This window comes from Bradyrhizobium sp. LVM 105 (assembly GCF_003957705.1).
Classification (GTDB): Bacteria; Pseudomonadota; Alphaproteobacteria; order Rhizobiales; family Xanthobacteraceae; genus Bradyrhizobium; species Bradyrhizobium frederickii.
Window position 1 is genome coordinate 36,049 of sequence record NZ_QZMV01000003.1, and the last position, 19,526, is coordinate 55,574.

Annotated in this window: 17 protein-coding genes and 1 tRNA gene; 9 read left to right on the forward strand and 9 right to left on the reverse strand. The window is 62.2% G+C overall.

Annotated elements, in window-relative coordinates:
• The first annotated feature begins 16 nt into the window (after positions 1-16).
• The 5 genes from D6B98_RS09750 (at position 17) to D6B98_RS09770 (ending at position 5,304) form a co-directional block, all read left to right on the forward strand.
• Positions 17-877: a hypothetical protein gene (locus D6B98_RS09750; protein ID WP_126256812.1), complete on the forward strand. Its 861-nt coding sequence runs from the start codon at positions 17-19 to the stop codon at positions 875-877.
• Between the two features lie 228 nt (positions 878-1,105).
• Positions 1,106-2,110, forward strand: coding sequence for a DNA-primase RepB domain-containing protein (locus D6B98_RS09755; RefSeq protein WP_126256813.1), 1,005 nt, complete (start codon positions 1,106-1,108; stop codon positions 2,108-2,110).
• Entirely contained in the window at positions 2,103-3,560 is a 1,458-nt protein-coding gene (locus D6B98_RS09760; RefSeq protein WP_164718499.1) for a phage/plasmid primase, P4 family, read from the forward strand. Before D6B98_RS09755 ends, D6B98_RS09760 begins: the two co-directional genes overlap by 8 nt.
• Positions 3,561-4,433: 873 nt before the next feature.
• Positions 4,434-4,706 (forward strand): hypothetical protein, encoded by a 273-nt coding sequence (locus tag D6B98_RS09765; RefSeq protein WP_126256815.1) that lies wholly within the window; start codon positions 4,434-4,436, stop codon positions 4,704-4,706.
• Positions 4,707-4,716: 10 nt separating this feature from the next.
• Positions 4,717-5,304, forward strand: a complete 588-nt coding sequence (locus D6B98_RS09770; protein WP_126256816.1) for a hypothetical protein — start codon at positions 4,717-4,719, stop codon at positions 5,302-5,304.
• A 587-nt stretch (positions 5,305-5,891) separates the two neighbouring features.
• On the opposite strand, the gene D6B98_RS09775 is transcribed toward D6B98_RS09770, so the two are convergent.
• The 7 genes from D6B98_RS09775 to D6B98_RS09805 form a co-directional block, all read right to left on the reverse strand.
• Positions 5,892-7,058, reverse strand: a complete 1,167-nt coding sequence (locus D6B98_RS09775) for a restriction endonuclease (protein WP_126256817.1) — start codon at positions 7,056-7,058, stop codon at positions 5,892-5,894.
• Positions 7,059-7,153: 95 nt separating this feature from the next.
• Complete coding sequence (locus D6B98_RS09780; protein WP_205680469.1) at positions 7,154-8,809, reverse strand: P-loop ATPase, Sll1717 family; 1,656 nt, start codon at positions 8,807-8,809, stop codon at positions 7,154-7,156.
• Between the two features lie 185 nt (positions 8,810-8,994).
• On the reverse strand, positions 8,995-9,291 hold the full coding sequence (locus tag D6B98_RS09785; RefSeq protein WP_126256818.1) for a hypothetical protein: 297 nt from the start codon (positions 9,289-9,291) through the stop codon (positions 8,995-8,997).
• Between the two features lie 420 nt (positions 9,292-9,711).
• Positions 9,712-9,787, reverse strand: a tRNA-Thr gene (locus D6B98_RS09790).
• Positions 9,788-9,886: 99 nt separating this feature from the next.
• Entirely contained in the window at positions 9,887-11,656 is a 1,770-nt protein-coding gene (locus D6B98_RS09795) for a heme biosynthesis protein HemY (protein WP_126256819.1), read from the reverse strand.
• Positions 11,657-11,692: 36 nt separating this feature from the next.
• On the reverse strand, positions 11,693-12,901 hold the full coding sequence (locus D6B98_RS09800; RefSeq protein WP_126256820.1) for a COG4223 family protein: 1,209 nt from the start codon (positions 12,899-12,901) through the stop codon (positions 11,693-11,695).
• Between the two features lie 64 nt (positions 12,902-12,965).
• The gene (locus D6B98_RS09805; RefSeq protein ID WP_126257267.1) at positions 12,966-13,712 is read right to left on the reverse strand and encodes a uroporphyrinogen-III synthase; all 747 of its coding nucleotides are present in this window, start codon (positions 13,710-13,712) and stop codon (positions 12,966-12,968) included.
• A 158-nt stretch (positions 13,713-13,870) separates the two neighbouring features.
• Here D6B98_RS09805 and tsaD point away from each other — a divergent pair, with 158 nt between their 5' ends.
• The 3 genes from tsaD to D6B98_RS09820 all read left to right on the forward strand — a co-directional run bounded on the left by tsaD (position 13,871) and on the right by D6B98_RS09820 (position 16,517).
• Positions 13,871-14,938, forward strand: coding sequence for a tRNA (adenosine(37)-N6)-threonylcarbamoyltransferase complex transferase subunit TsaD (gene tsaD / locus D6B98_RS09810; RefSeq protein ID WP_205680480.1), 1,068 nt, complete (start codon positions 13,871-13,873; stop codon positions 14,936-14,938).
• Positions 14,939-15,120: 182 nt separating this feature from the next.
• Positions 15,121-16,101: an NAD(P)H-dependent glycerol-3-phosphate dehydrogenase gene (locus tag D6B98_RS09815; protein WP_126256822.1), complete on the forward strand. Its 981-nt coding sequence runs from the start codon at positions 15,121-15,123 to the stop codon at positions 16,099-16,101.
• A 2-nt stretch (positions 16,102-16,103) separates the two neighbouring features.
• Positions 16,104-16,517, forward strand: coding sequence for an EVE domain-containing protein (locus tag D6B98_RS09820; RefSeq protein WP_126256823.1), 414 nt, complete (start codon positions 16,104-16,106; stop codon positions 16,515-16,517).
• A gap of 4 nt (positions 16,518-16,521) precedes the next feature.
• Here D6B98_RS09820 and D6B98_RS09825 read toward each other — a convergent pair whose 3' ends face one another.
• Positions 16,522-17,601, reverse strand: a complete 1,080-nt coding sequence (locus tag D6B98_RS09825; RefSeq protein ID WP_126256824.1) for an adenylate/guanylate cyclase domain-containing protein — start codon at positions 17,599-17,601, stop codon at positions 16,522-16,524.
• 101 nt (positions 17,602-17,702) lie between these two features.
• On the opposite strand from D6B98_RS09825, the gene D6B98_RS09830 reads away from it, so the two are divergent.
• Entirely contained in the window at positions 17,703-18,158 is a 456-nt protein-coding gene (locus D6B98_RS09830; protein ID WP_126256825.1) for an SRPBCC family protein, read from the forward strand.
• 131 nt (positions 18,159-18,289) lie between these two features.
• Here the strand turns inward: D6B98_RS09830 and D6B98_RS09835 are convergent, their stop codons facing one another.
• Positions 18,290-19,456 carry a DNA topoisomerase IB gene (locus D6B98_RS09835; protein ID WP_126256826.1) on the reverse strand — a complete coding sequence of 389 codons (1,167 nt, stop codon included), beginning with the start codon at positions 19,454-19,456 and terminating at the stop codon, positions 18,290-18,292.
• Between the last annotated feature and the right edge of the window lie 70 nt (positions 19,457-19,526).

The following is a 19,526-nucleotide window of genomic DNA, read 5'->3' on the forward strand; positions in this document are numbered from 1 at the left end:
TCAACGAGTCACAGTCATGTCCGATTCATCAGAATGGCCGGTCCTTTTAGGGTCGCAGCGTAAGAAGTACCTCGCATTTTGCTTTGGCAGCGTGGATGGCACACCTCGGGGAATCGCGAACAAGTTCGATCGGCGCCGCCTTCAGGCGCGCTATCGGTACGAAGAAGCCTATGCAGCACTCTGGCAAGCGGACGCATTGCGCTTTTGCGAGTCGGCCGCAGACAAAGAGGCTGTGGTTATTGCCGCGCATAACAGTCAAGCCACCACAGAAGCATGGCATCGCAAGGCACTGAAGCGCCCGGCGCTCTTGCACGCCGGCTTAATGAAAAGCTTCATTCAGCCGTTCGATCCCGAATATGACTCGATGTATCTCGACGACTACTGTGAAACGGGATCGAATCACGAAGGCCCGGTTAGAGCCATGCGCCTCGGTGTCCCCGAATCGCGCGTCAAGTTCGTATGCTTCCGAGCATGGTCGCCCGATGAGACACCGGAGAATGTTCCTCAGGAATGGAAGCAATGGTTTGACGAACAGATGGCCTATCAGCGCGAAGCCCACGACGAAGCGCTCGAAGACATCTGCCGACACTATGGAAGCAAGTCCGGCAAGCCCGCTGACATTCCAGCAGGTAACCACGCGGCAGCAACCACCTATTGGCGGCGTTGGCAGGCACGTCAAGAGATGCGGGCAGCCTTCGAGTTGGAGCTTTACCGGATCGGCTACGACGAGATGAAGGCCGACGAGGCTGAAGCGGCCGCCGAGCGGAAGGCCCAAGAGATCATTGAGGGAATTGAGCGCCAAGTTGAGGACGCCGCGTGGGACATCCTCCAAGACGTCTTGGCTGAAGAAGAGCAGTATTGCGGCTTCGGCTCATAGGTGATGTGTCGTGACCCCGCCCTTTATCGAGAGTCGGTTGACGGCGATGGCCGACCTTTATGCGAAGGCCACGCCCTTGCAGATTTGGACATGGCGTCACATCAGCCCGGGCCTGTTCTTGGCTGAGCAAGTGACGCGATGGCCCTTCAACTGTTCCGCTGATGAGCGCCAAGTTCTAGCAAGAGCCTTCAGCATGAAAGCGGCGCGTGGTGACATTTTGGGTGGGCTATGACTACGTTCTTCGACTCACAGGCTGCCCGCCTTCATATCGAGACGCTTTTCGGTACCGCTGATGCCGTGGTCAACATCCGGACCACTCCGGAATCGGAAGCCTGCGTTGCCCGCGTGTTCGGGCACTCCAAATCACCGTCTGACAAGCAGCAGCATAGATTCAAGTTCAACGGGCGATACGACCAATTGTCGTCGGCCCTACGCTCCCGGAATGTGAATGGCTGGGCCGTCTTCATCACGCCCAACGACACGGACGGCAAGGGGGTAAAGAAGGCAAATATCCGCCGGGCACGTAACGTTGTCCTGGACCTCGATGGCGCGCCATTGCCGCCGCGCGGGTTCCGGATTCCGCCTCACATCGTCGTCGAGACGTCGCGCGGCAAATATCAGTGTACGTGGTGCATTGAGCCAACGACGGATATTGGTGCGGCCGAAGACATCTCGCGCCGCCTCGCCTTGCGCTATCACGGGGACCCGAAGGTTTGCGACGCGTCGCATGTCTTTCGCCTCGCCGGGTTCCTGCATCAAAAGCCGGGCCGCAAGCCGTTTAGCTCGCGAATCCTACACCTTGGTTTCGAGCCGCCGGTGAAGCTGTCCCGCTTCGACTTTCTGCCGCAGATGCCGGAACAGTCGCGCCGGTCATCCCAAGGCGGGATTGGGGTCGTCGATGCAAAGGCGGCGGCCCTTCTGTTCAGGCACTACCCCATTGAAGCCCTCAACAGCAACGAAGCTTGGCTCACGTTCGCGATGGCTCTTCACGCGGCCTGCGATGGTCACGGAGAGGTTGCCCGGCTCTTCTTCGACTTCTGCCTGTCGGACCCGACCTACTGCAACGACTATGATGACGCCTGCAATCAGGCCCGATGGGAGTCCTTCGATTCCAATCGTGCGAACGGTCTAACCGCTGGGACGTTGCGCAAGCTCTGTAGAGACCACGGCGTTCCCGGCGACGTGATCTTCAGAATCTTTAATGATGCTTCGAAGGACTTTGAAAATGTCTAGGTATCCCGAGTTTGAAGCCCATTCCGACTTCGATTGGGATGAACCCTTGTGGCCGCGCGAAGTCGATTATGATCCATCGAGGCATGCAAGCAACAACGCTCACCGGTTCCTGTGCGCCCGGGACGATCACGCCCGGCTGATCTGTTCGGACGGCGACCTGTATACGCTGACCGGAAACAATACTTATGAGCTAATGACTGACGCGCAGGTGCAAAGCGAGATTCGTCAGACGGACAAGGAAGTCCGACTCGACATCACCAAGCTTGGCTTAATGGTTCGTGAGATTAAGATTGCCCGGAGCGTCAGCGCTCGCCCCTTCGAGTGGATCAACGCGCGCGATGACGCCCCGTCACCGAACGATCTGATTTTAGCCAACAATGGAATCTTCAACGTCGCAACCGACGAACTGATGGACCTGACGCCCGACTACTTTGCGACCGGCGTTCCCGATTGGGCGTTCGATCGTGAGGCCGACTGTCCGATGTGGAAGTCGAAGCTTGGCGAATGGCTTGAGCCGTCGTTTCACCCAACCTTGCAAGAGTGGTTCGGGCTCAATCTTGTCCCTGATACCAGCTTCGAGAAGATCGCCGCCATGATCGGCGCGAGCCGCGGCGGCAAGGGCACCATCAAAGGAGTCCTTGAGCAGCTGGTTGGCAGGCATCATCGGGCATCCATCATGCTCAATGATCTTGCCGGGGACTTCGGTCTTCAGGCGATGATCGATAAGCGTCTGATGATCATTCCCGACGCATCCGACACCGAGTTGTCGAAGCGCAGCATGGCTCTTGAGAGGATGAAGAGCATTAGCGGCAACGACGCCGTGTCTGTCAACCGCAAGAACAAGGCGATGCTGTCGGAAGTTCGCATCCCGGCGAAGATCACATTGCTGGCGAACAAGCATCCGAAGTTCATCGACGAGTCGGGCGCGCTCGCGATCCGCGAATTGGTGTTCGTGTTCGATCGGTCCTTCGCCGGAAAGGAAGACCTGACGTTAAAGGCCCGCCTGACGGATGAACTGCCCGGCATCGCAAATTGGGCAGTCGAGGGCCTGAAGCGGCTTCGACGCAATGGCAAATTCACGATCGGCGAGCGCGGTCGGGTCGCTCAAGAGCAGCTGACAGACTCGCAGTCGCCTGCGCTGCGCTTCACCAAAGAATGCCTGAGCACTACCGGGGACGAGAGTGACGTCTTGCCCGTCGCGCTCGCTTTCGATGCCTATCGGGAGTGGGCCGACAGAGAATCGCTGAGTATGCGCGAGCGTCGAAACCGCAGCGACTTCAAGGATGACATGATTGCGGCCCTGCGAGCGCGCGGCGTGCGATACGCCACAAATCAGATTAGGTGGCACGACCCCCACCTATCGAAACTCGGCAACGGCGAGCGCGTCAGAGCGCGCTTCGTGGGCCTAAAGCTGAAGCGGGAATTCCACCCGGAGCTTCTGTCCCCCTAGTGTCCCGCTCGTTGTCACACCAAAAATATGAGAAGTGGCTGTGCCGCAGGCACTTCAGCAATATGTCACAGTGTCACCCTACTTTTTCAGGTCGGCACCTAAGGCCACACCACACAATAGGGCGCGCTCGCTCTGTCCCCCTATATACCTTTTTGAATAATCTTACAAAAAAAGTGACAGAGGACAGTTTGGGCCTACAAATATAGGGATTTTTTGTGTCACCCTGATGGGTGACATTCGAGTGACAGAGTGACATGAATAAGTGACACTCCCGCCCCTCCCATGGCGGGGCCGTCCTCACTTCGAACCACTCGCATATGCGCGCCTTCTATGGCCCGACGCCGACCGTTGATCGTTTGGCGGCCCGTCGCGCATCGGCCAATGAATGTCCCACCTCTGCCGATCGCTGAAGGGCGCAGATAGATCACATGACACTGCGAAGCGCTCAACACCCATAAGCCTTTAGACCCAACGCTTTAGAGAAATACTTGGTGTACCCCATTGAGTGCTGAGCATACGCTTTCGCGATGCTGTCACGTGCTCCACGACCCGACGACGCGCCTCGCCCCAATATTTGCCGAAGAGAAATATTTCGGCGCGTTGAAATGAGCATGGCGTTCTACGCACAAGCTTGAGAAATTTTTCTTCGGGTCCTTAGAAAATTGCGAAACGTTACGAGGGCCAATCGGAGTCGCACAACCAAGCTCAGTGTCGGGAAAAGAATATTTCCTTAGCAACGATGCTCTGTGGCTTGGCTAGATTCGCAATCGCGTTTTGCGCGGGTAGCGTCGGCGCCGCCGACTCGCAGGCGTTTGTTACTTTGACTCGTCAGCACCACGGCTCATAGGGTTGTCCGACACAAAGGACAGACGCATGACCCGCGCGGAACTTCAATCGATCTATCACGACTTCGCGGAGCGATACGGCCCTGCCCTGGCCCGCAGGGTCGTGCGCTGGCGCGGCTACAGTGGGAGCGCAAACCTCAACACCGTTCAGCTCGGCAACTTCGATTCGCTCGCGCGCGCCTTTGCTGATGTTGCCGCCGGCCGGGACCGTCTGCCTGCATACACCCCGGCAGACGATCGGCCGCGAGCCCGGCGGGCTTGTCGGACGTTCAGCCGGAAATCTGTCGCCCCGTGGCTGTGAGGAGTCTCCTATGACAAAGAGCAACTATCCGGAGTTCGAGTCCATGGAAACGCTGCCCTATGAACCGGTGAACCATCCCGACCGGGTCGGCCCCGGCGCGACGATGACGAAGCAAGAGTTCTGCCGGACCTTCGGGGTCGCGCGGTACGATCTTGATCGCGCAGTCGAGCGCGGCGGCCCCGTCCTGAGACGTGGAACGAAATTCGAGCCGTGGCAAATTCCCGCTGGTGACATGCTGCGTTGGATGATTGAGGACGCTGCGAAGACGACGGCGGACCCTGACTTGTCGCCGCTGCGTCGGAATCAGATTAGGCTTACCCTGTCGCAAGTCGAGAAACTAGAATTGAAGAACGCCGAGACGCGGCGCGAGCTTGTAACCATTGACGAAGCAGTCACCGTTTATCGCGAAGAAGCGAACATCATCCGAAAGCATCTGCGTTCCCTCCCTGATGCTGTCGCGAAGGCGCTTGGCGCGCTAGCGGACTCGGACCCGGTCGGACGCAAAGAATCGGCGGTAGTCGCAATGGTGATTCAGGACGTCATCAACGACACGCTGGGCGCGATTTCTGGGGAGGACCCTCATGTCCAAGCTGCCTAAACGTTCGAACCGGTTGGGCAAGAATTCGTCAAGGATCACGGTGCGATTGCGCGCTGATCAAGCGAAAGCCATTGCACGTTTGTCTGGACCGCCTCCGTGGAACTCTGGCGAGTCAGAAGTCGTTAGGCGACTGATCGACGCCGGACTGAAGGCGGCTCGACGATGAGGACGCGGACTTGCGCGCATTGTGGGCAGGCGTTCGTGTCGGATCACGGCCACCGGAAGTATTGCTCTCAGACTTGCCTCGACGTCGTACGCCGGCAACAGAGGTGGGTGCAATATGTCACCCGCAACGGGCGAGCGGGCTCCATGCCGCCCGCTCGATTTCCGAACTGCGTAGTGTGCGGCGCGCCCCTGCACGATGGGCAGCGAAAATTCTGTGGCAACCGGTGCAGGCGGATCGACTTCAAGCGGCGGCACGCCGATGAAACGCCGCTCGACGCAGAAGGCGAGATTCTGGTTCGGGACTTGGAAGACTGTCCGCGCCGGCTGAAACTCGCGCGGTTCGTAGACCGGTTTGAAGGCGGCAGGGTCTTCTATCAAGGACCGTTGCGTCCAACTTGGCTAAGTCCACCGCGCGCGGCACGTTAGCCTAACTCTTCAGCCCGGAACTTCTCGGGAAAGAAGTTGATTCGCTTCTTTGAATCAGGCTGTTCAGGGTCGCTTTCCGCAAAGCCCCGCAGACGAACTTCCTTATCGGGGTGCACGTTCAAAGTCCCGCCCTCGATAGGCACGAAAAGCACGGGCATGTCTCTACATCTTCCCCAACACTCGTCACCAATATCGTCTATCGCAACGATATCCTCAAATGGAATGTATGCGGTGACTGTTAAGCGCGCAGAATTCTCCTGTGGAATGTCAGTCCAGAACTTTCGAAGCTCCTCCCGTTCTGCTGCATTTAAACGCCGCTTCTCAAGTTCGCGCCAAGGATGGTCGTGCTCCGGGATTGCGCGATTAAATTTGTTCGCCATGTCCCATTCGCCGTCGCTGCCGACATAGGCATAGTATTCTTTGAATTCAAACCCGACACCGCGGAAGTCCATCCCGCGGTTGGTCCGAATCATCCATTGCAACTCTTCGCCCTCGTTTACGTATGGAAAGTCACTAGCCTCCGGATCACGCAAGAGAAAAGGCGCATACATCCTCTTGCTGAGAATTCTAGCGATTTTTCGTTTCATTGTGATCCGTGCGCGAAGGGCAGAGGCGACATAACGCTTACGGACCTGGAGCGAGATTCCGAAGAAAGCAAAGAGGATGTGATCGTTCTTCGGCTGCATCAGCATAGTCTCGATATCGCTGACGCTCCAAATTTGGAATTCCGAGAGACCATTTTCTCGAACCCAAGCTGCCATCGCGTCGCGTGAGGTCTTCGAAAAATCGGCTGATGCCACGAAGATGATCCCGTAGAGGCCTTTTCGTTCCTCAGCACTTATCTCGCTTAGATACTTCCGGAGCTTCGTGGGGCCGATCGCCTTTTCGCGTTTGCACTGGATCAACCACGTTCGTTCGCTGACCGGATTGTTGGCTACGACGATGTCATCATCTTCATCGTTGCCGCCATCGGGTTCTTCTGTCTGTGCACCTCCTAGTTCAATACCACGAATGTCGAAGCCATCATCGGAGCCCGCACGGCCTGTCGCCTCCAGACGGAGCCACGGCCTGAAGTCATACACAAGCTGACGAACTAGGTCTTCGAAGCGTCGCGGTTCAAGATCGTTGAACGGAAGTGGGTTCAATGTCCGCGTGACAGGCATTTATCGGCCTTGGCTCATCTCTTACGTCGTCCTGGGTCGATAGACCGCGCGAGCGTCTTGGATATCAGCACGGCCTAAGTGCGTCTTGCTGTAGATCATTGGCGATCGTGCGGGTCGAGACTTAGGGCACGCAGCAACATCGGATGAACGCGAATTTTCAGATCGTCGGGCAGAGAAGAAGCAGCAAAGTATGGTTGATCGATGTGTGAATAGCTGTATCGCTGCGTAGGGCTCAATTTTATGCCCACTGCCGCAACCCGATATAGTATTTCCACAATAGTTCTGACAAATGTCGAAATGTTATTAGGCGACTCGATTGCTGCCACAGCTAGAGGATGGAGTGGGTCAAAATCGATTTGCTTTTCCGTTCCGATCTTCAGCGCCAAATCTTCTATTTGTTCTCGTTCGCTAAGCTCTTCGAGGCTGATCACCGTTCGGCGCATCTTTGTTAGGTGGTCTAAAACCTTTGGCAGCGTCGGAAAGGTTGTCTTCCACTCCTGCTCCAATGCTTGACGGCGGCCTGCCGAGTAAGCGCCCTCTGCTTCCCGAATCTGAGTCGAGGTCACTTCGTATTGGCCTGATGCGAGCTTCAAGGCTTCATTCACAAACGCAATTATGTCTCGCGGTCGCAAGAGTGTGCGCTCTAGCATGTAAACAAAAGGGTCGATTCTACCAACGTTGTAGGGGAACACGTCCTCGAACGAAACTTCCCCGCCGGTGTATTGCCTCCGAAAAAGCAAACGAACGCGTTTTTGAACGACGTCTTTTAGCTCTCCAGGCTCCCAAAGCAGTCTTATAAAGTATTCGTCAAACTTCTCACGCTGAAACGTTAGATCACCAGTCTCCTGCACCACACGTTCAAGAATGTCAGTGCGGAGCGCGAGAAGAATTTTTAGGTTGCGAATTTTGCGAAAGGCTTTGAGGGATTCGATTAGTGCTCGCGTGAGATGAAAGCGAATCGAAACATCGACCCATCTTTCATCCATTTTATCTATCAGTATGAAATACTTCGTAAGGTCTCCTTCGCTGCTGTCGGCAATCATGTCGATGACGCCGGCAAGCTCAGCTAGTTGCTCGGCGTTGACGATCTTCTTCGCTCTGGCAACAAGCTCAGATTTCTTCTCTGTGCTCAACTGCTTTTCGTATTGGCCCCTGGTTTTGAACTTTTCAATATCGGCTCCCATTTCGGCTTGGAGTTTCGATTCGTACTTCTCGGTAATTTCTTTGATGTTCTGGTCCATAGTGATCCAGAACTTTCCTTCCCACTCTTTCAAGTATTTCAACGAACGCTTTTTGCGGTCGTCTGCGCTGAAGCGGTCCCACAGGCGGCCGAATATCGAGCGTGATCCGTCCTCATCCGCAACTTTATACTTGAGGCGGATAAATTCGATGCAGAGCACATGCTTCCAAAGAGCTAGGAAGAGTAAATCGAGGTCCGCGCCAATCGCTTGCAAGAAGCGAAGCGCGTCGGAGTTGGAGACGTAGCTGAGTGACATTTCATTGGGATCGATGGTTACGTGAGGATGCCCACTCCGCTCTATGTGGCGAATTATTGCCGTCTTCCCTGAACCTGTTCTGCCGGACAGCACCATTCCCGGTGCTTGCATACGGCTCGCTGTTTCAACGGCCGGATTGTGAACAAAGCATTCAAACAGAAAATCGTCGTCGGTTTCCGCTGAGATGCTACCGATGTTCATACCCTTGGCGAGCAACACGGGGTTCGAGCGTTTGGCTGGTTTCGGCATAGGCATCCCGAATGTCTGGGAATCAACTTTACAACCCCCAATGCGATGTGATCGCCCGACACACGTCAAGAGACGACTCGTTCTCTGGGATCACTTGTGGACATTTTTCGCGAAACGGCTTTGGGCACATAAGACCGGCGTGCAGGTCTCACGACATTGCAACGGTAGCTGATCCATCATCATTGGTCGCGCTAAGGCAGCTTGATCTGATGAAAGCCGTCCCGCTGCATGCTGACGACCTCGCGAATGATGATGTGAGCGGCGACCTCATTCTCTGTGAGGCCAAGTTTGCCAGCGGTCGCCAGATGGACAAGATAGTTGAACGTGTCCCGCGGCAACGTAAGCGTGAGAGAATGACCTTCCGAGCGATTTTTGGGGCGGGCCATACACCAACCGGACTTTTCTAACTCGGTTATAATGGCATTATAACTGTTGCCGAGCGAATCGATTCGTGCGAGATTCGACTCGTCCTTTTGGTTTTGCTTCAATAAAAAAGCCCCCTCCTGATGGAGGGGGCTGCGTGGTGCGGTGGGGACGGTGGGATTCGAACCCACAATGCCTTGCGAGCGTCGGTTTTAAAGACCGCTGTGTCTGCCATTCCACCACGTCCCCGTAGCGGAAGGCTCCGTCTGAAAAGACGGGGCCTTTTTGCGCTTACAAGGGGAATCGCGATGGCGCAATGCGGGCGAGCACAATAATCCGGGAAAACCGCTGAAGAATCGGATTGACTCTAAGGGACTCACGCATCGACCATACTAGATGTAGCGCTTCGGAACAGGCCAGCGTGCCATTTCCGCAGGAGCCCGAGCGGGACGCCATCCTGGATGTTCGCACATCGCGCCGCCGCGGCGGCTTACCCTTGGGTTACCCGAGCGCGCTTACCATCAGATCAAAATTCAGCTAAGTGGTGGTGCCGCAAGAGGGATTCGAACCCCCGACCCCGTCATTACGAATGACGTGCTCTACCGACTGAGCTATTGCGGCGAACCTGCCGGGGCCCGGGCGATGCCGGCCCCGATACGCGCGCTCCTGATATCGGGCATGGCCCGAATTGGCAAGGACAAGCCGGCTCCGAATTGCCGCTCACGCGCCCCAGCGCGACCAGAACCCGCGCCAGCCCCCTGCCTGGGCCTTGGGTGTGCCGATTTGTTCCGTGAATTCATCGCTCGGACCCTCGTCGTCGATCCCGGGGTCGTCGGGGGCCCGGACGAGGGGGATGACCGCCGGAATCGGCGCTGGAGCGGGTTTGCCGAGGTCGGCGCGGGTCCGGAACACCGGTGTGGCCGCCGGCGGCGATGATTCGGCGGGCTCGGGAGCCGCCTGGACCGGTTCGGCGGGCGTGACCGCCGGCTCGTCCTTCATCGTTTCCTTGATGGTTTCTTTGGCGGCTTCCTTGGTCTCAGGCGGCGAATTGTCCTGCGCCGCGGGCGCCGGAGCCTCCGGCGCGGGCGGTTCCGCCGGGGCTTCGCTGGCCGCTACCGTCACGCGCTTCGGTGGCGGCGCCGCCAGCATGGCTTCCTCGAAGGCCGAAGATTCGATCGTGGTGCCCCTGTCCGAGGGCAGGCTCGCGACCGGCGTCTGCCACTGGAACGCATCGAGGCGGCCGGTGACCGGGGAGACCGGGCGCCAACTATCGCTGACGTAACCGTCCGCGGTCCAGGCCGGATCGTGACGGGCGCGCACCGCGCGCAAGGTCCAGGCGCGGGCGCGGCCGCTATCGCCATGCTCGGCGCGCTCGATCTCGGCCATCAGCAGCGCGACGCGCTGGGTCGGATCTTTGAGATAAGGCGCGAGCACCTCGCGCGCGCGGGCAAACTCCGAAGCATCTATCGCAGCGCGGGCGATCGCGAGCTGCCCTTCGAAATGAGCGGGCTTGTCGGCCGGCGTCTTCGCGGCGAGGGTCTCGACCCGCTGCAAGCGGTGCCATGCTGTATCCCCGAGCTTCACATGCGCATAGGCGTCCGCGAGATCGGGATGCGGATTGGCGAGCCAGGCGGCTTCCACCAGCTTCATGGCGCGGCGCACCTGATGCGCCTCGCTCTCGAATTTCGCCGCGAGCACCGCCGCCGGCACCAGGGTCGGTGCGAGCTTGACCGCCTCCATTGCGCTCTCGCGCGCGACGTCGCGGTCCATCGTTTGCAATTCCAGCGCACGCGCGGTGAGCAGGACGCCGCGCTGCCGGCGATAGGTCTGCTTATCGATCTGCCCCGCGCGCAGATTCGAGTCGAGGATCGCGAGTGCCCCACTCCAATCGCCGCGCGCGCAACGGAAGCCGAGCACCGCATGCGATGCCCAGGTCGAGGACGGCGACAGCTTGATCGCTTCCTCCGCGATCATCACCGCGCCGACCGCATCGTCGGCGCGCTGCGCCTCGATGAACAGGCCGCGCAGGCCGAGCAGCCGCGTGTCCTCGCGCTCGGCCATGACGCGAAAGACGCGCTGCGCCTCGTCGCGATTGCCATCGAGCTGGGCCGACTGCGCATGCAGCAGCAGCGCGAGCGGGTCGTTCGGTGCATGCCGCCGCGCCGTTTCGGCGTGACGGCGGGCGAGCGCGGAATCGCCATGACCGATCGCGAGCAGGCCGTGGGTGATGGCGTGGCGGCCGCGGGCCTGGCGCTTGTCGTGGCGGCGGCGCCGCAGGCGCTTCGGCGTGCGCCAGACCATCGTCAAAATGCTCCAGACCAGCACGACAGCCGCGGCAAAGAGGCCGAGCAGGAACACGAATCTGGGAAGCGTCGTCGAGATCCGGAAACTACCTGCGGTCAGGACGAGATCGCCCGGCTGGTCGGCAACCCAGGCCGCGCCGGCCGCCGCCAGCGCGATCAGGACGAGAAAGAGGACGATGCGAAGCATGACGATCCCTATTACGCGCCGATTGTTGCGCGAACGTTATTGAGCAGGCTTGGCCGGATCAGATTTGGCGAGATCCGCCATCGCATCGTCGGCAAATTTGCGTGAGGCCGCGAGCGCGGCGTCGCGTGCATCGGCCTTGTCGAGCCAGGCCTGTGCCGCGGTGCGATCGGCCTCCGGCAGCGTCTTGAGCTCGCGCCGCGCTTCCACGAAATCGTTGCGCAGCGCCGCGGCCGTCACCCGCGCGACGATCGCGCCGCGGTCGTTGCCGACGCCGTCGGTGCGCTCGATACGGACGAGTTTCGACGCGCCGGCCTGAAGACGCTCGACGATGCCGGCACTCGCGGCCGGCGCTTCCGCCGGCGGCGACAATTTCGGCACGATGGTGAGCAGCTCGCGGCTCAACGCGACCGGCGTCGGGATGCCCGACGATGCAAACGTGTCGAGCGGCTTCAGCGTGTCGGGCTTGGCTGCCAGCGACCGCGCCGCGGCCAATTGCTGTTGATAGGGATCGCCATGGCGAACAGCGACGTCGAGCAAAGCCGCCGCCACCACGTTGCGCAGGGGCTTGTCGTCCTTCGCCGTTGCATCGGCGATCTTCTCGCCCTGTTGGGCGAGCTCGGCCCGTTCGGCCCTGCTGGCGCGTTCGAGCTGCGCGATGCGGTCGCTGAGCGCGGAAAGATCGGGCGCGGCAGCACCTGGCGCGGACCTCACGTCGTTCAGTGCAGCCGCTGTCTTGTCGGACTGCGCGCGCAGATTGGCGATGTCGCCGCGCAGGCTGCCGATCGATTTCTCGATCGCGTCGATTCGCGCCGCCATCGTCGGATCGGCGACGGGCTTGCCGGCCTTGGCCTCGACCGCGCTGACGCGTCCGCTCAGCGCATCGACCGTCGCGCTGGTGACTTGCGGTGCGGCAGGCGGCGCCTGCACCGCAGGCCAGCCCAGCATCCAGCCGACCGCGATCACGATTGCAGCTGCGACAGCGCCGGAGAACGGCGCAATGGCCCAGGGCGAAATCGACGACGCCGGAGCCTGCGCTTCGATACGCTCCGGCTCTGCGTCGACCTTGCCGGATTCTGCCTGTTCAGGCGCGGCGTGCTCCGGCGCCGGCGGGGCCTCGGGCTCGACCGCCGTCTCCTGCGGCTGGGTCGCGACTTCGGTGGCTTCAAGATCAATAGTGGGCGGAGTGCGCTTGGCACGTCCGCTGTCGGGCGCCAATCCTGCGTCTTCAGGCTTGTCGTCGGCCATCGTGACGGTTCCTCACACTTCCATATCAAGGTGAACTAGATTGCGTCGGATTCGGCCCGACCTCTTACGCCAAACGGGTCCGCAAAGCACGCTCCAAGGTGGCAAATAAGGCACTTTCGTCCGGGGTCGCGGCAACCAGAACCTGCGACGCGCCGGCCTCGCGCAGCGCGCCCGCGACCGCCTCGGACAGACAGCATTGCGGTATCGCCAGCGCCGAGATTTCGACGCCCTCGTCCCTGGCCGCATCCAGGAACGCCCGGGCGCTGCGCCGGGAGTAGTGCAGCACCGCCTCGACGCCGTGGGCGGCAAAGCCCTCGCAGACCTCGCGCGGCAGATGCTTGACCGGCGCCATGCGATAAGTCGTCTGCGTGACCACGGAGAAACCCTCCGCATCGAGCTCAGCGCCGAGGTCGCGCGATAGATCCGCGCCCGCCAGATACAGCAGCGTGCTCTTTTTCTTCAGCACCTTGTCGCGCGCGCCCTGCATCACCTTGTCGCGCAGGGACGCGGCATCGCCACCGGCGATGATCACCCGGCTAAAGCCGGCGTCGCGCGCCGCGGCGGCGGTATGCTCGCCGACCGCAAACAACGGCAGCTCCAGAAGACCAAGCTCGCGCAATTGCGGCGCGACGGCACGGATCGCATTGGCCGACGTGACGAGGACGGCACCGTAGCGAGCTTCACCTTTGTCGTGGAAGGCGACCGGCTCGAACTTGAGCGCCGGCGCAAGCAGCACCGCATGGCCCCGCGCGCGCAGACTTGCCGCCGTCGCTTCATTGTCGGGATGCGGCCGTGTGACAAGAATGGACATCGCTGGTGTTCCCGAACCACGTGGCGGTGACGCACGACCCGGACGGCTTGCTTCGTGACGATTGCGCAATCTGGCTCCGGAATGCTACCGGACGTACCAGAACTCTGCTTTACGGATGAGCGCAAGGGCGCAAATTGGATAACAATTCGCCAATGCTGGTGCTGGGCATCGAAACCACCTGCGACGAGACCGCCGCGGCGGTGGTCGAGCGCGCGTCTGACGGCAGCGGCAAGATCCTGTCCAACATCGTGCGGTCGCAGATCGAGGAGCACGCCCGCTTCGGCGGCGTGGTGCCGGAGATCGCCGCCCGCGCCCATGTCGACCTGCTCGACGGCATCGTCGATCGCGCCATGCGCGAGGCCGGCATCGGCTTCGGCCAGCTCGGCGGCGTCGCGGCCGCCGCGGGGCCGGGCCTGATCGGCGGCGTCATCGTCGGACTCACCACCGCCAAGGCGATCGCGATGGTGCACGACACGCCGCTGGTCGCAGTGAACCATCTGGAGGCGCATGCGCTGACGCCGCGCCTCACCGATGGCATCGCGTTTCCCTATTGCCTGTTTCTCGCCTCCGGCGGCCATACCCAGATCGTCGCGGTCACCGGCGTCGGCCAATATGTGCGGCTCGGCACCACCGTCGACGATGCGATCGGCGAGGCCTTCGACAAGGTTGCGAAGATGCTGGGCCTGCCCTATCCCGGCGGCCCGCAGGTCGAGCGCGCGGCGGCGAGCGGCGACGCCACGCGCTTTGCGTTCCCGCGGCCGATGCAGGGCAGACCCGATGCCAATTTCTCGCTGTCGGGATTGAAGACGGCGGTGCGCACCGAGGCGAGCCGGCTGGCCGAGATCACGCCGCAGGACATCAGCGATCTCTGCGCGAGCTTTCAGGCGGCGGTGCTCGAATCGACGGCCGACCGGTTGAGCGTCGGCCTCAGGCTGTTCCGCGAAAAGTTCGGCGCGCCGAGCGCGCTGGTCGCGGCCGGCGGCGTCGCCGCCAATCAGGCGATCCGCGGCGCCCTCGATGACGTCGCGCAGCAAGCCGGGACACAATTGATCATGCCGCCGCCCGCGCTCTGCACCGACAACGGCGCGATGATCGCCTGGGCCGGTGCCGAGCGCCTCGCACTCGGCATGACCGACACGATGGACGCGCAGCCGCGGGCACGCTGGCTGCTCGACGCCAACGCGACGGCGCCCGCAGGCTACGGCAAGACCCGGGCGGGATATTGAATGCCGTGGTGCCGCCACAAGCCCCGCTTCACCTCGCCCCGCTTGCGGGGAGAGGTCGACGCGCGCTGCGCGGCGGGTGAGGGGGACTCTCCGCGAGTCTCGCTGGCACCGTCCCAGCGGAGAGCCCCCCTCACCCCGACCCTCTCCCCGCAAGCGGGGCGAGGGAGTAGAGGGATCGCGCCATGACCACGTTCCAATCCGTCGCGGTGATCGGGGCGGGCGCCTGGGGCACGGCGCTGGCGACCGTGGCGGCGCGGGCGGGACGGAGCGTCACGCTCTGGGCACGCAATGCCGAGCACGCCGCGCGGATCGCCTCGACACGCGATAATCCACGGCTGCCCGGGGTGCGGATCGCCCCTGACATCGTCGTAACGAGCGATCTGGCACTCGCTGCGCGCGCCGACATGCTGCTGATTGCGACGCCTGCGCAACATCTGCGCAGCGCGGTCAACATGCTGGCCTCGCATCTGGCAGGACCGGTACCGATCATCGCCTCCGCCAAAGGCATCGAGCACGGCACCCACAAATTCATGACCGACGTGATCGCGGAGGCCGCGCCGCACGCGCGGCCGGCGATCCTGTCGGGCCCGAGCTTTGCCGACGATGTCGCGCGCGGCCTGCCGACGGCGGTGACGCTGGCGGCAAGGGACGAGGCGCTGGCGAGGGGCCTGGTGCAGGCGCTGGGCTCGCCGACATTCCGCCCCTATCACTCCACCGACATCCGCGGCGTCGAGATCGGCGGCGCCGCCAAGAACGTGCTGGCGATCGCGGTCGGCATCGCGGTCGGACGCAAGCTCGGGGCCTCCGCCCAGGCCGCGCTGACGACGCGCGGCTTTGCCGAGCTGACCCGCCTCGGCCGCGCATTGGGCGCTCGCAGCGAGACACTCGCGGGCCTGTCCGGTCTCGGCGACCTCATCCTGACCTGCGCGAGCCCGCAATCGCGCAATTTCGCGCTCGGGCTCGCGCTCGGCCGCGGCGAGCAGCCGCCCGCCGGCAAGCTCGCCGAGGGTGAGTTCACCGCGCCGGTGCTGATCGAGCTCGCAGCTTCGCGAAACATCGAGATGCCGGTATCAGAAGCGGTCGCGTCGATCCTGAGCGGCCGGAGCACGATCGACGCGGCGATTTCGGGGCTGCTGACGCGCCCCTTCAAGTCTGAGGAATGAACATGGCGTACTGGCTGGTGAAATCCGAACCGTCGGTGTGGTCCTGGGATCAGCAGGTGGCGAAGGGCGCCAAGGGCGAGGCCTGGACCGGCGTGCGCAATTACACCGCGCGCCAGAACCTCGTCGCCATGAAGAAAGGCGACAAGGCGTTCTATTATCATTCCAACGAGGGCAAGGAGATCGTCGGCATCGCGGAGGTCATCAAGGAAGCCTATCCCGATCCGACCGACAAGACCGGCAAATTCGTCTGCGTCGACATCAAGGCCGACAAGCCCTTGAAGAATCCGGTGACGATGGCTGCGATCAAGGCCGAAAAGAAGCTGGCCGACATGGCGCTGGTGAAATATTCGCGGCTCTCGGTGCAGCCGGTGACGGCGGAGGAGTGGAAGCTCGTCTGCAAGATGGGCGGGATGTAATCCCTCACGTCTTTGGCAATGTGAACACCTGGCACGGCGCTGCAATGCCGCGCAGCGAATGCGACCCGAGCGCGACCAGCTTCATGTCCGTCTCGGCGGCAAGCGCGCCCGACACCAGCACGGTCCGCCCCAACGGCTTGCACAATCCTTCGAGGCGGCTGGCGAGATTGACGGCGGGACCGATCGCGGTGAAATCGAGCCGGTTCGCGGCGCCGATATTGCCCCAGAGCATCTCGCCGAGATGGAGCGCAACACCGAACGCCAGCGGCGGCAGGTCCTTGGCGCCGCGCTCCGCGTTGAGATAGGCCATCCCGGCCTCGGCTGCGCCGGCAGCACGCAGGGCGGCCTCGCAGGCAGGGCGCGGCGATGCCCCGACCACCGGAAAGATCGCGAGCACGCCGTCGCCGATGAATTTCAGCACCTCGCCGCCGAAGGCGTGAACAGCGCCGGCGATGCGATCGAACCAGGCGTCGAGCGCGGCGATGACCTCGCCAGGCGGTGAGGTTTCCGACAGCGTCGTGAAATTGCGCAAATCGGCATAGAGCAGCGCGGCCTGGATGGTCTCGCCGAGATCGCGCCGCAAGGGTGCCGCCAGCACCCGCTCGGCGCTGCGCCTGCCGAGATAGGCATCCAGCGTTGCCCGCAACGTGGCGCGCGCGGCGAGCACGGCAAGGGGCGTTGCGGCGAAACGCGCGGCCTGGCGCAGTTGCCCGATTTCATCTGCGGTGAACGGCCGCGGCCCGATCCAGCCGAGCAGCGGCCCATCTTGCCGTCCGACGATGTCTTCGTGCAACTCGCCGCGCGCGATGTCGCGCAGCCAGCGGCGACCGGCATCGTTCGGCGGATCCGGAGCCAGCCCGCCAGGCGCGAAGCCGAGCGCTTCGATCACCTGGCCGCTGTCGACCCGCCATAGCCATGTCCGCTTCGCGATCAGCGGATGCGGCACCTCCAGCGTCAGGGCGCCCGCCGCAAGCGGCACGCCGTCGGCCACGAGATGAGCGCCGAGTTCCGCGAGCAGGCGGTCGGCCCCGGCACTATCCGAGGCGACATCGACAAGCCAGGCGAGCGTCGGGGAGAGCTGCATGGCCCGATCATGGCGAAGGCGGGCCGGGTTTGTCACGGCCTATCCTTGACGGGCCGCCCACGCGCCGCCATGTCCCAGTGTCCGGGAAGGAATGATCGCCCATGACTGAACCCTTCATCGTGCGACGCGAGACCCAGATCGCGGCTCCACGCGCTACCGTTTTCGCTTACCTGACCGACCCCGAGAAGATCCTGAGCTGGATGGGTTCCGACGCGACCACGGAGCCGCATCCCGGCGGGCTCTATCTGCTCAAGGGCGTCGGTCCGCGCGGCGGCGTCGCCCGGGGCGCCTTCCGCGAGGTCGTGCCGGTGCATCGTCTGGCCTACACGTTCGGCTGGGAGGGCGGCCAGGAAGTGCCGCCAGGCTCGAGCCTGATCGAGATCGACCTGATCGAGCGCGATGGCGGCACGCTGCTGCGCATGACCCATAGCGGCCTGCCGAGCGAAGCGCAGGCGGCTTCGCATGCGACGGGGTGGGCGCATTATCTGGAACGGCTGACGATCGTGGCCGCAGGCGGCGATCCCGGTCCCGATAACGGTGTCTCGACCAGGTCGTAGCTCTGTCGGGTGGGCAAAGCGAAGCGTGCCCACGTCTTACGTAATCACTGAGAGGTGGTGGGCACGCTACGCTTTGCCCACCCTACAGCACTACGGCACGCGCGCCTATTTCACCACCTACGGCAGTGTCGTTACACCGCCGCCGTCGCGACCACCTGCTGCAAGAGCTGCTCGCGCCGCGCCTGCGAGCGCTGGCCCTTCATGGTCGCGGCAAAGCGCTCGAGGATGCCTTCCTCGAAAGCGGTGACGATGGTGTCGTGGACATAGCTCTTGCGGCAGATCGCCGGCGTGTTGGAGAGCTTGTCGGCGGCGGCGCGGATCGCGTCCAGCACCTGCTTCTTGCGGCCGCGCTGGCTGGTCGCCGGCGTGATCCGCGACAGGGATTCCACGACCACGGCGGAGGCCATCAGCGTGCGAAAATCCTTCAGCGAGATCTTGATGCCGGCGATCTCGCGCAGGAACGCATTCACCTGCGTGGTGCTGACCGCGCGCACGATGCCGTTGGCGTCCCGATACTGGAACATCCGCTTGCCGGGGACGCCCTGCAAAATACCGATGGCGCGCACCAGCTTGGCCGCGTCGCATTCCTTGCGCACTGCCTTGCCGCCCTTCGCCTTGAAGGTCAGCACGAAGCAATCGTCTTCCAGCGTGACGTTGGACTTGAGCAGCGTGGTCGCGCCGCGGGTGCCGTTGAGGCGGGCGTAGGATTCGTTGCCGGGGCGGATCGCGGTGCGCGCGATCAGCTCGATCACGGCCGAGAGCGCGAATTCACGTGTCGGCTCGTCGCCCGACAGGAACGCCGAGACCTTGCGCCGGATCTTGGGCAGCGCGCCGACGAGCTTCTCCAGGCGATGCGCCTTGCGATGCTCGCGGACCTTCTCCCAATCGACGTGATAGCGATATTGCAGCCGGCCCGCGGCATCGCGGCCCACGGCCTGAAGATGCGAGCTCGGATCGGCCGAGTAGCGCACCTCGCGATAGGCCGGCGGCACCGCCATGGCGTGCAGCCGGCGGATGGTGCGGGCGTCGCGGATGTGTGCGCCGTTGGGGCGGACGAAGGAATAGCCCTTGCCGCGCCTGATGCGCCGAATGGTCAGCTCGTTCTGGTCGCCGAGCCGCAGGCCGAGCTCCCTGGCAAGCGCCTCGACCGTCGCCGGCGCCGTGTCAAAGGTCTTTTTGGGGCTGGGACGCCTGAAAGGGGCCGATTTGGGCCATTGTCCGAGGGCTTTGGCCAGCGCAATGGCCGCAGGATCGGCTGAAGCGGGCCGTATCGTCCCGAAATTCTGCTGATCCATCATAGTCTTATGCCTTAGCCCTGTCTGTTATCGGTCAATGCCGCAATTCTGATTTTTGTTCCGAAGGGCCTCT

What these genes read in the sequence shown, in the direction of transcription:
- D6B98_RS09750 (WP_126256812.1), top strand. Translation starts at nt 17, where the DNA reads ATGTCCGATTCATCAGAATGGCCGGTCCTTTTAGGGTCGCAGCGTAAG.
- D6B98_RS09755 (WP_126256813.1), top strand. Translation starts at nt 1,106, where the DNA reads ATGACTACGTTCTTCGACTCACAGGCTGCCCGCCTTCATATCGAGACG.
- D6B98_RS09760 (WP_164718499.1), top strand. Translation starts at nt 2,103, where the DNA reads ATGTCTAGGTATCCCGAGTTTGAAGCCCATTCCGACTTCGATTGGGAT.
- D6B98_RS09765 (WP_126256815.1), top strand. Translation starts at nt 4,434, where the DNA reads ATGACCCGCGCGGAACTTCAATCGATCTATCACGACTTCGCGGAGCGA.
- D6B98_RS09770 (WP_126256816.1), top strand. Translation starts at nt 4,717, where the DNA reads ATGACAAAGAGCAACTATCCGGAGTTCGAGTCCATGGAAACGCTGCCC.
- D6B98_RS09775 (WP_126256817.1), bottom strand. Translation starts at nt 7,058, where the DNA reads ATGCCTGTCACGCGGACATTGAACCCACTTCCGTTCAACGATCTTGAA.
- D6B98_RS09780 (WP_205680469.1), bottom strand. Translation starts at nt 8,809, where the DNA reads ATGCCTATGCCGAAACCAGCCAAACGCTCGAACCCCGTGTTGCTCGCC.
- D6B98_RS09795 (WP_126256819.1), bottom strand. Translation starts at nt 11,656, where the DNA reads ATGCTTCGCATCGTCCTCTTTCTCGTCCTGATCGCGCTGGCGGCGGCC.
- D6B98_RS09800 (WP_126256820.1), bottom strand. Translation starts at nt 12,901, where the DNA reads ATGGCCGACGACAAGCCTGAAGACGCAGGATTGGCGCCCGACAGCGGA.
- D6B98_RS09805 (WP_126257267.1), bottom strand. Translation starts at nt 13,712, where the DNA reads ATGTCCATTCTTGTCACACGGCCGCATCCCGACAATGAAGCGACGGCG.
- D6B98_RS09815 (WP_126256822.1), top strand. Translation starts at nt 15,121, where the DNA reads ATGACCACGTTCCAATCCGTCGCGGTGATCGGGGCGGGCGCCTGGGGC.
- D6B98_RS09820 (WP_126256823.1), top strand. Translation starts at nt 16,104, where the DNA reads ATGGCGTACTGGCTGGTGAAATCCGAACCGTCGGTGTGGTCCTGGGAT.
- D6B98_RS09825 (WP_126256824.1), bottom strand. Translation starts at nt 17,601, where the DNA reads ATGCAGCTCTCCCCGACGCTCGCCTGGCTTGTCGATGTCGCCTCGGAT.
- D6B98_RS09830 (WP_126256825.1), top strand. Translation starts at nt 17,703, where the DNA reads ATGACTGAACCCTTCATCGTGCGACGCGAGACCCAGATCGCGGCTCCA.
- D6B98_RS09835 (WP_126256826.1), bottom strand. Translation starts at nt 19,456, where the DNA reads ATGATGGATCAGCAGAATTTCGGGACGATACGGCCCGCTTCAGCCGAT.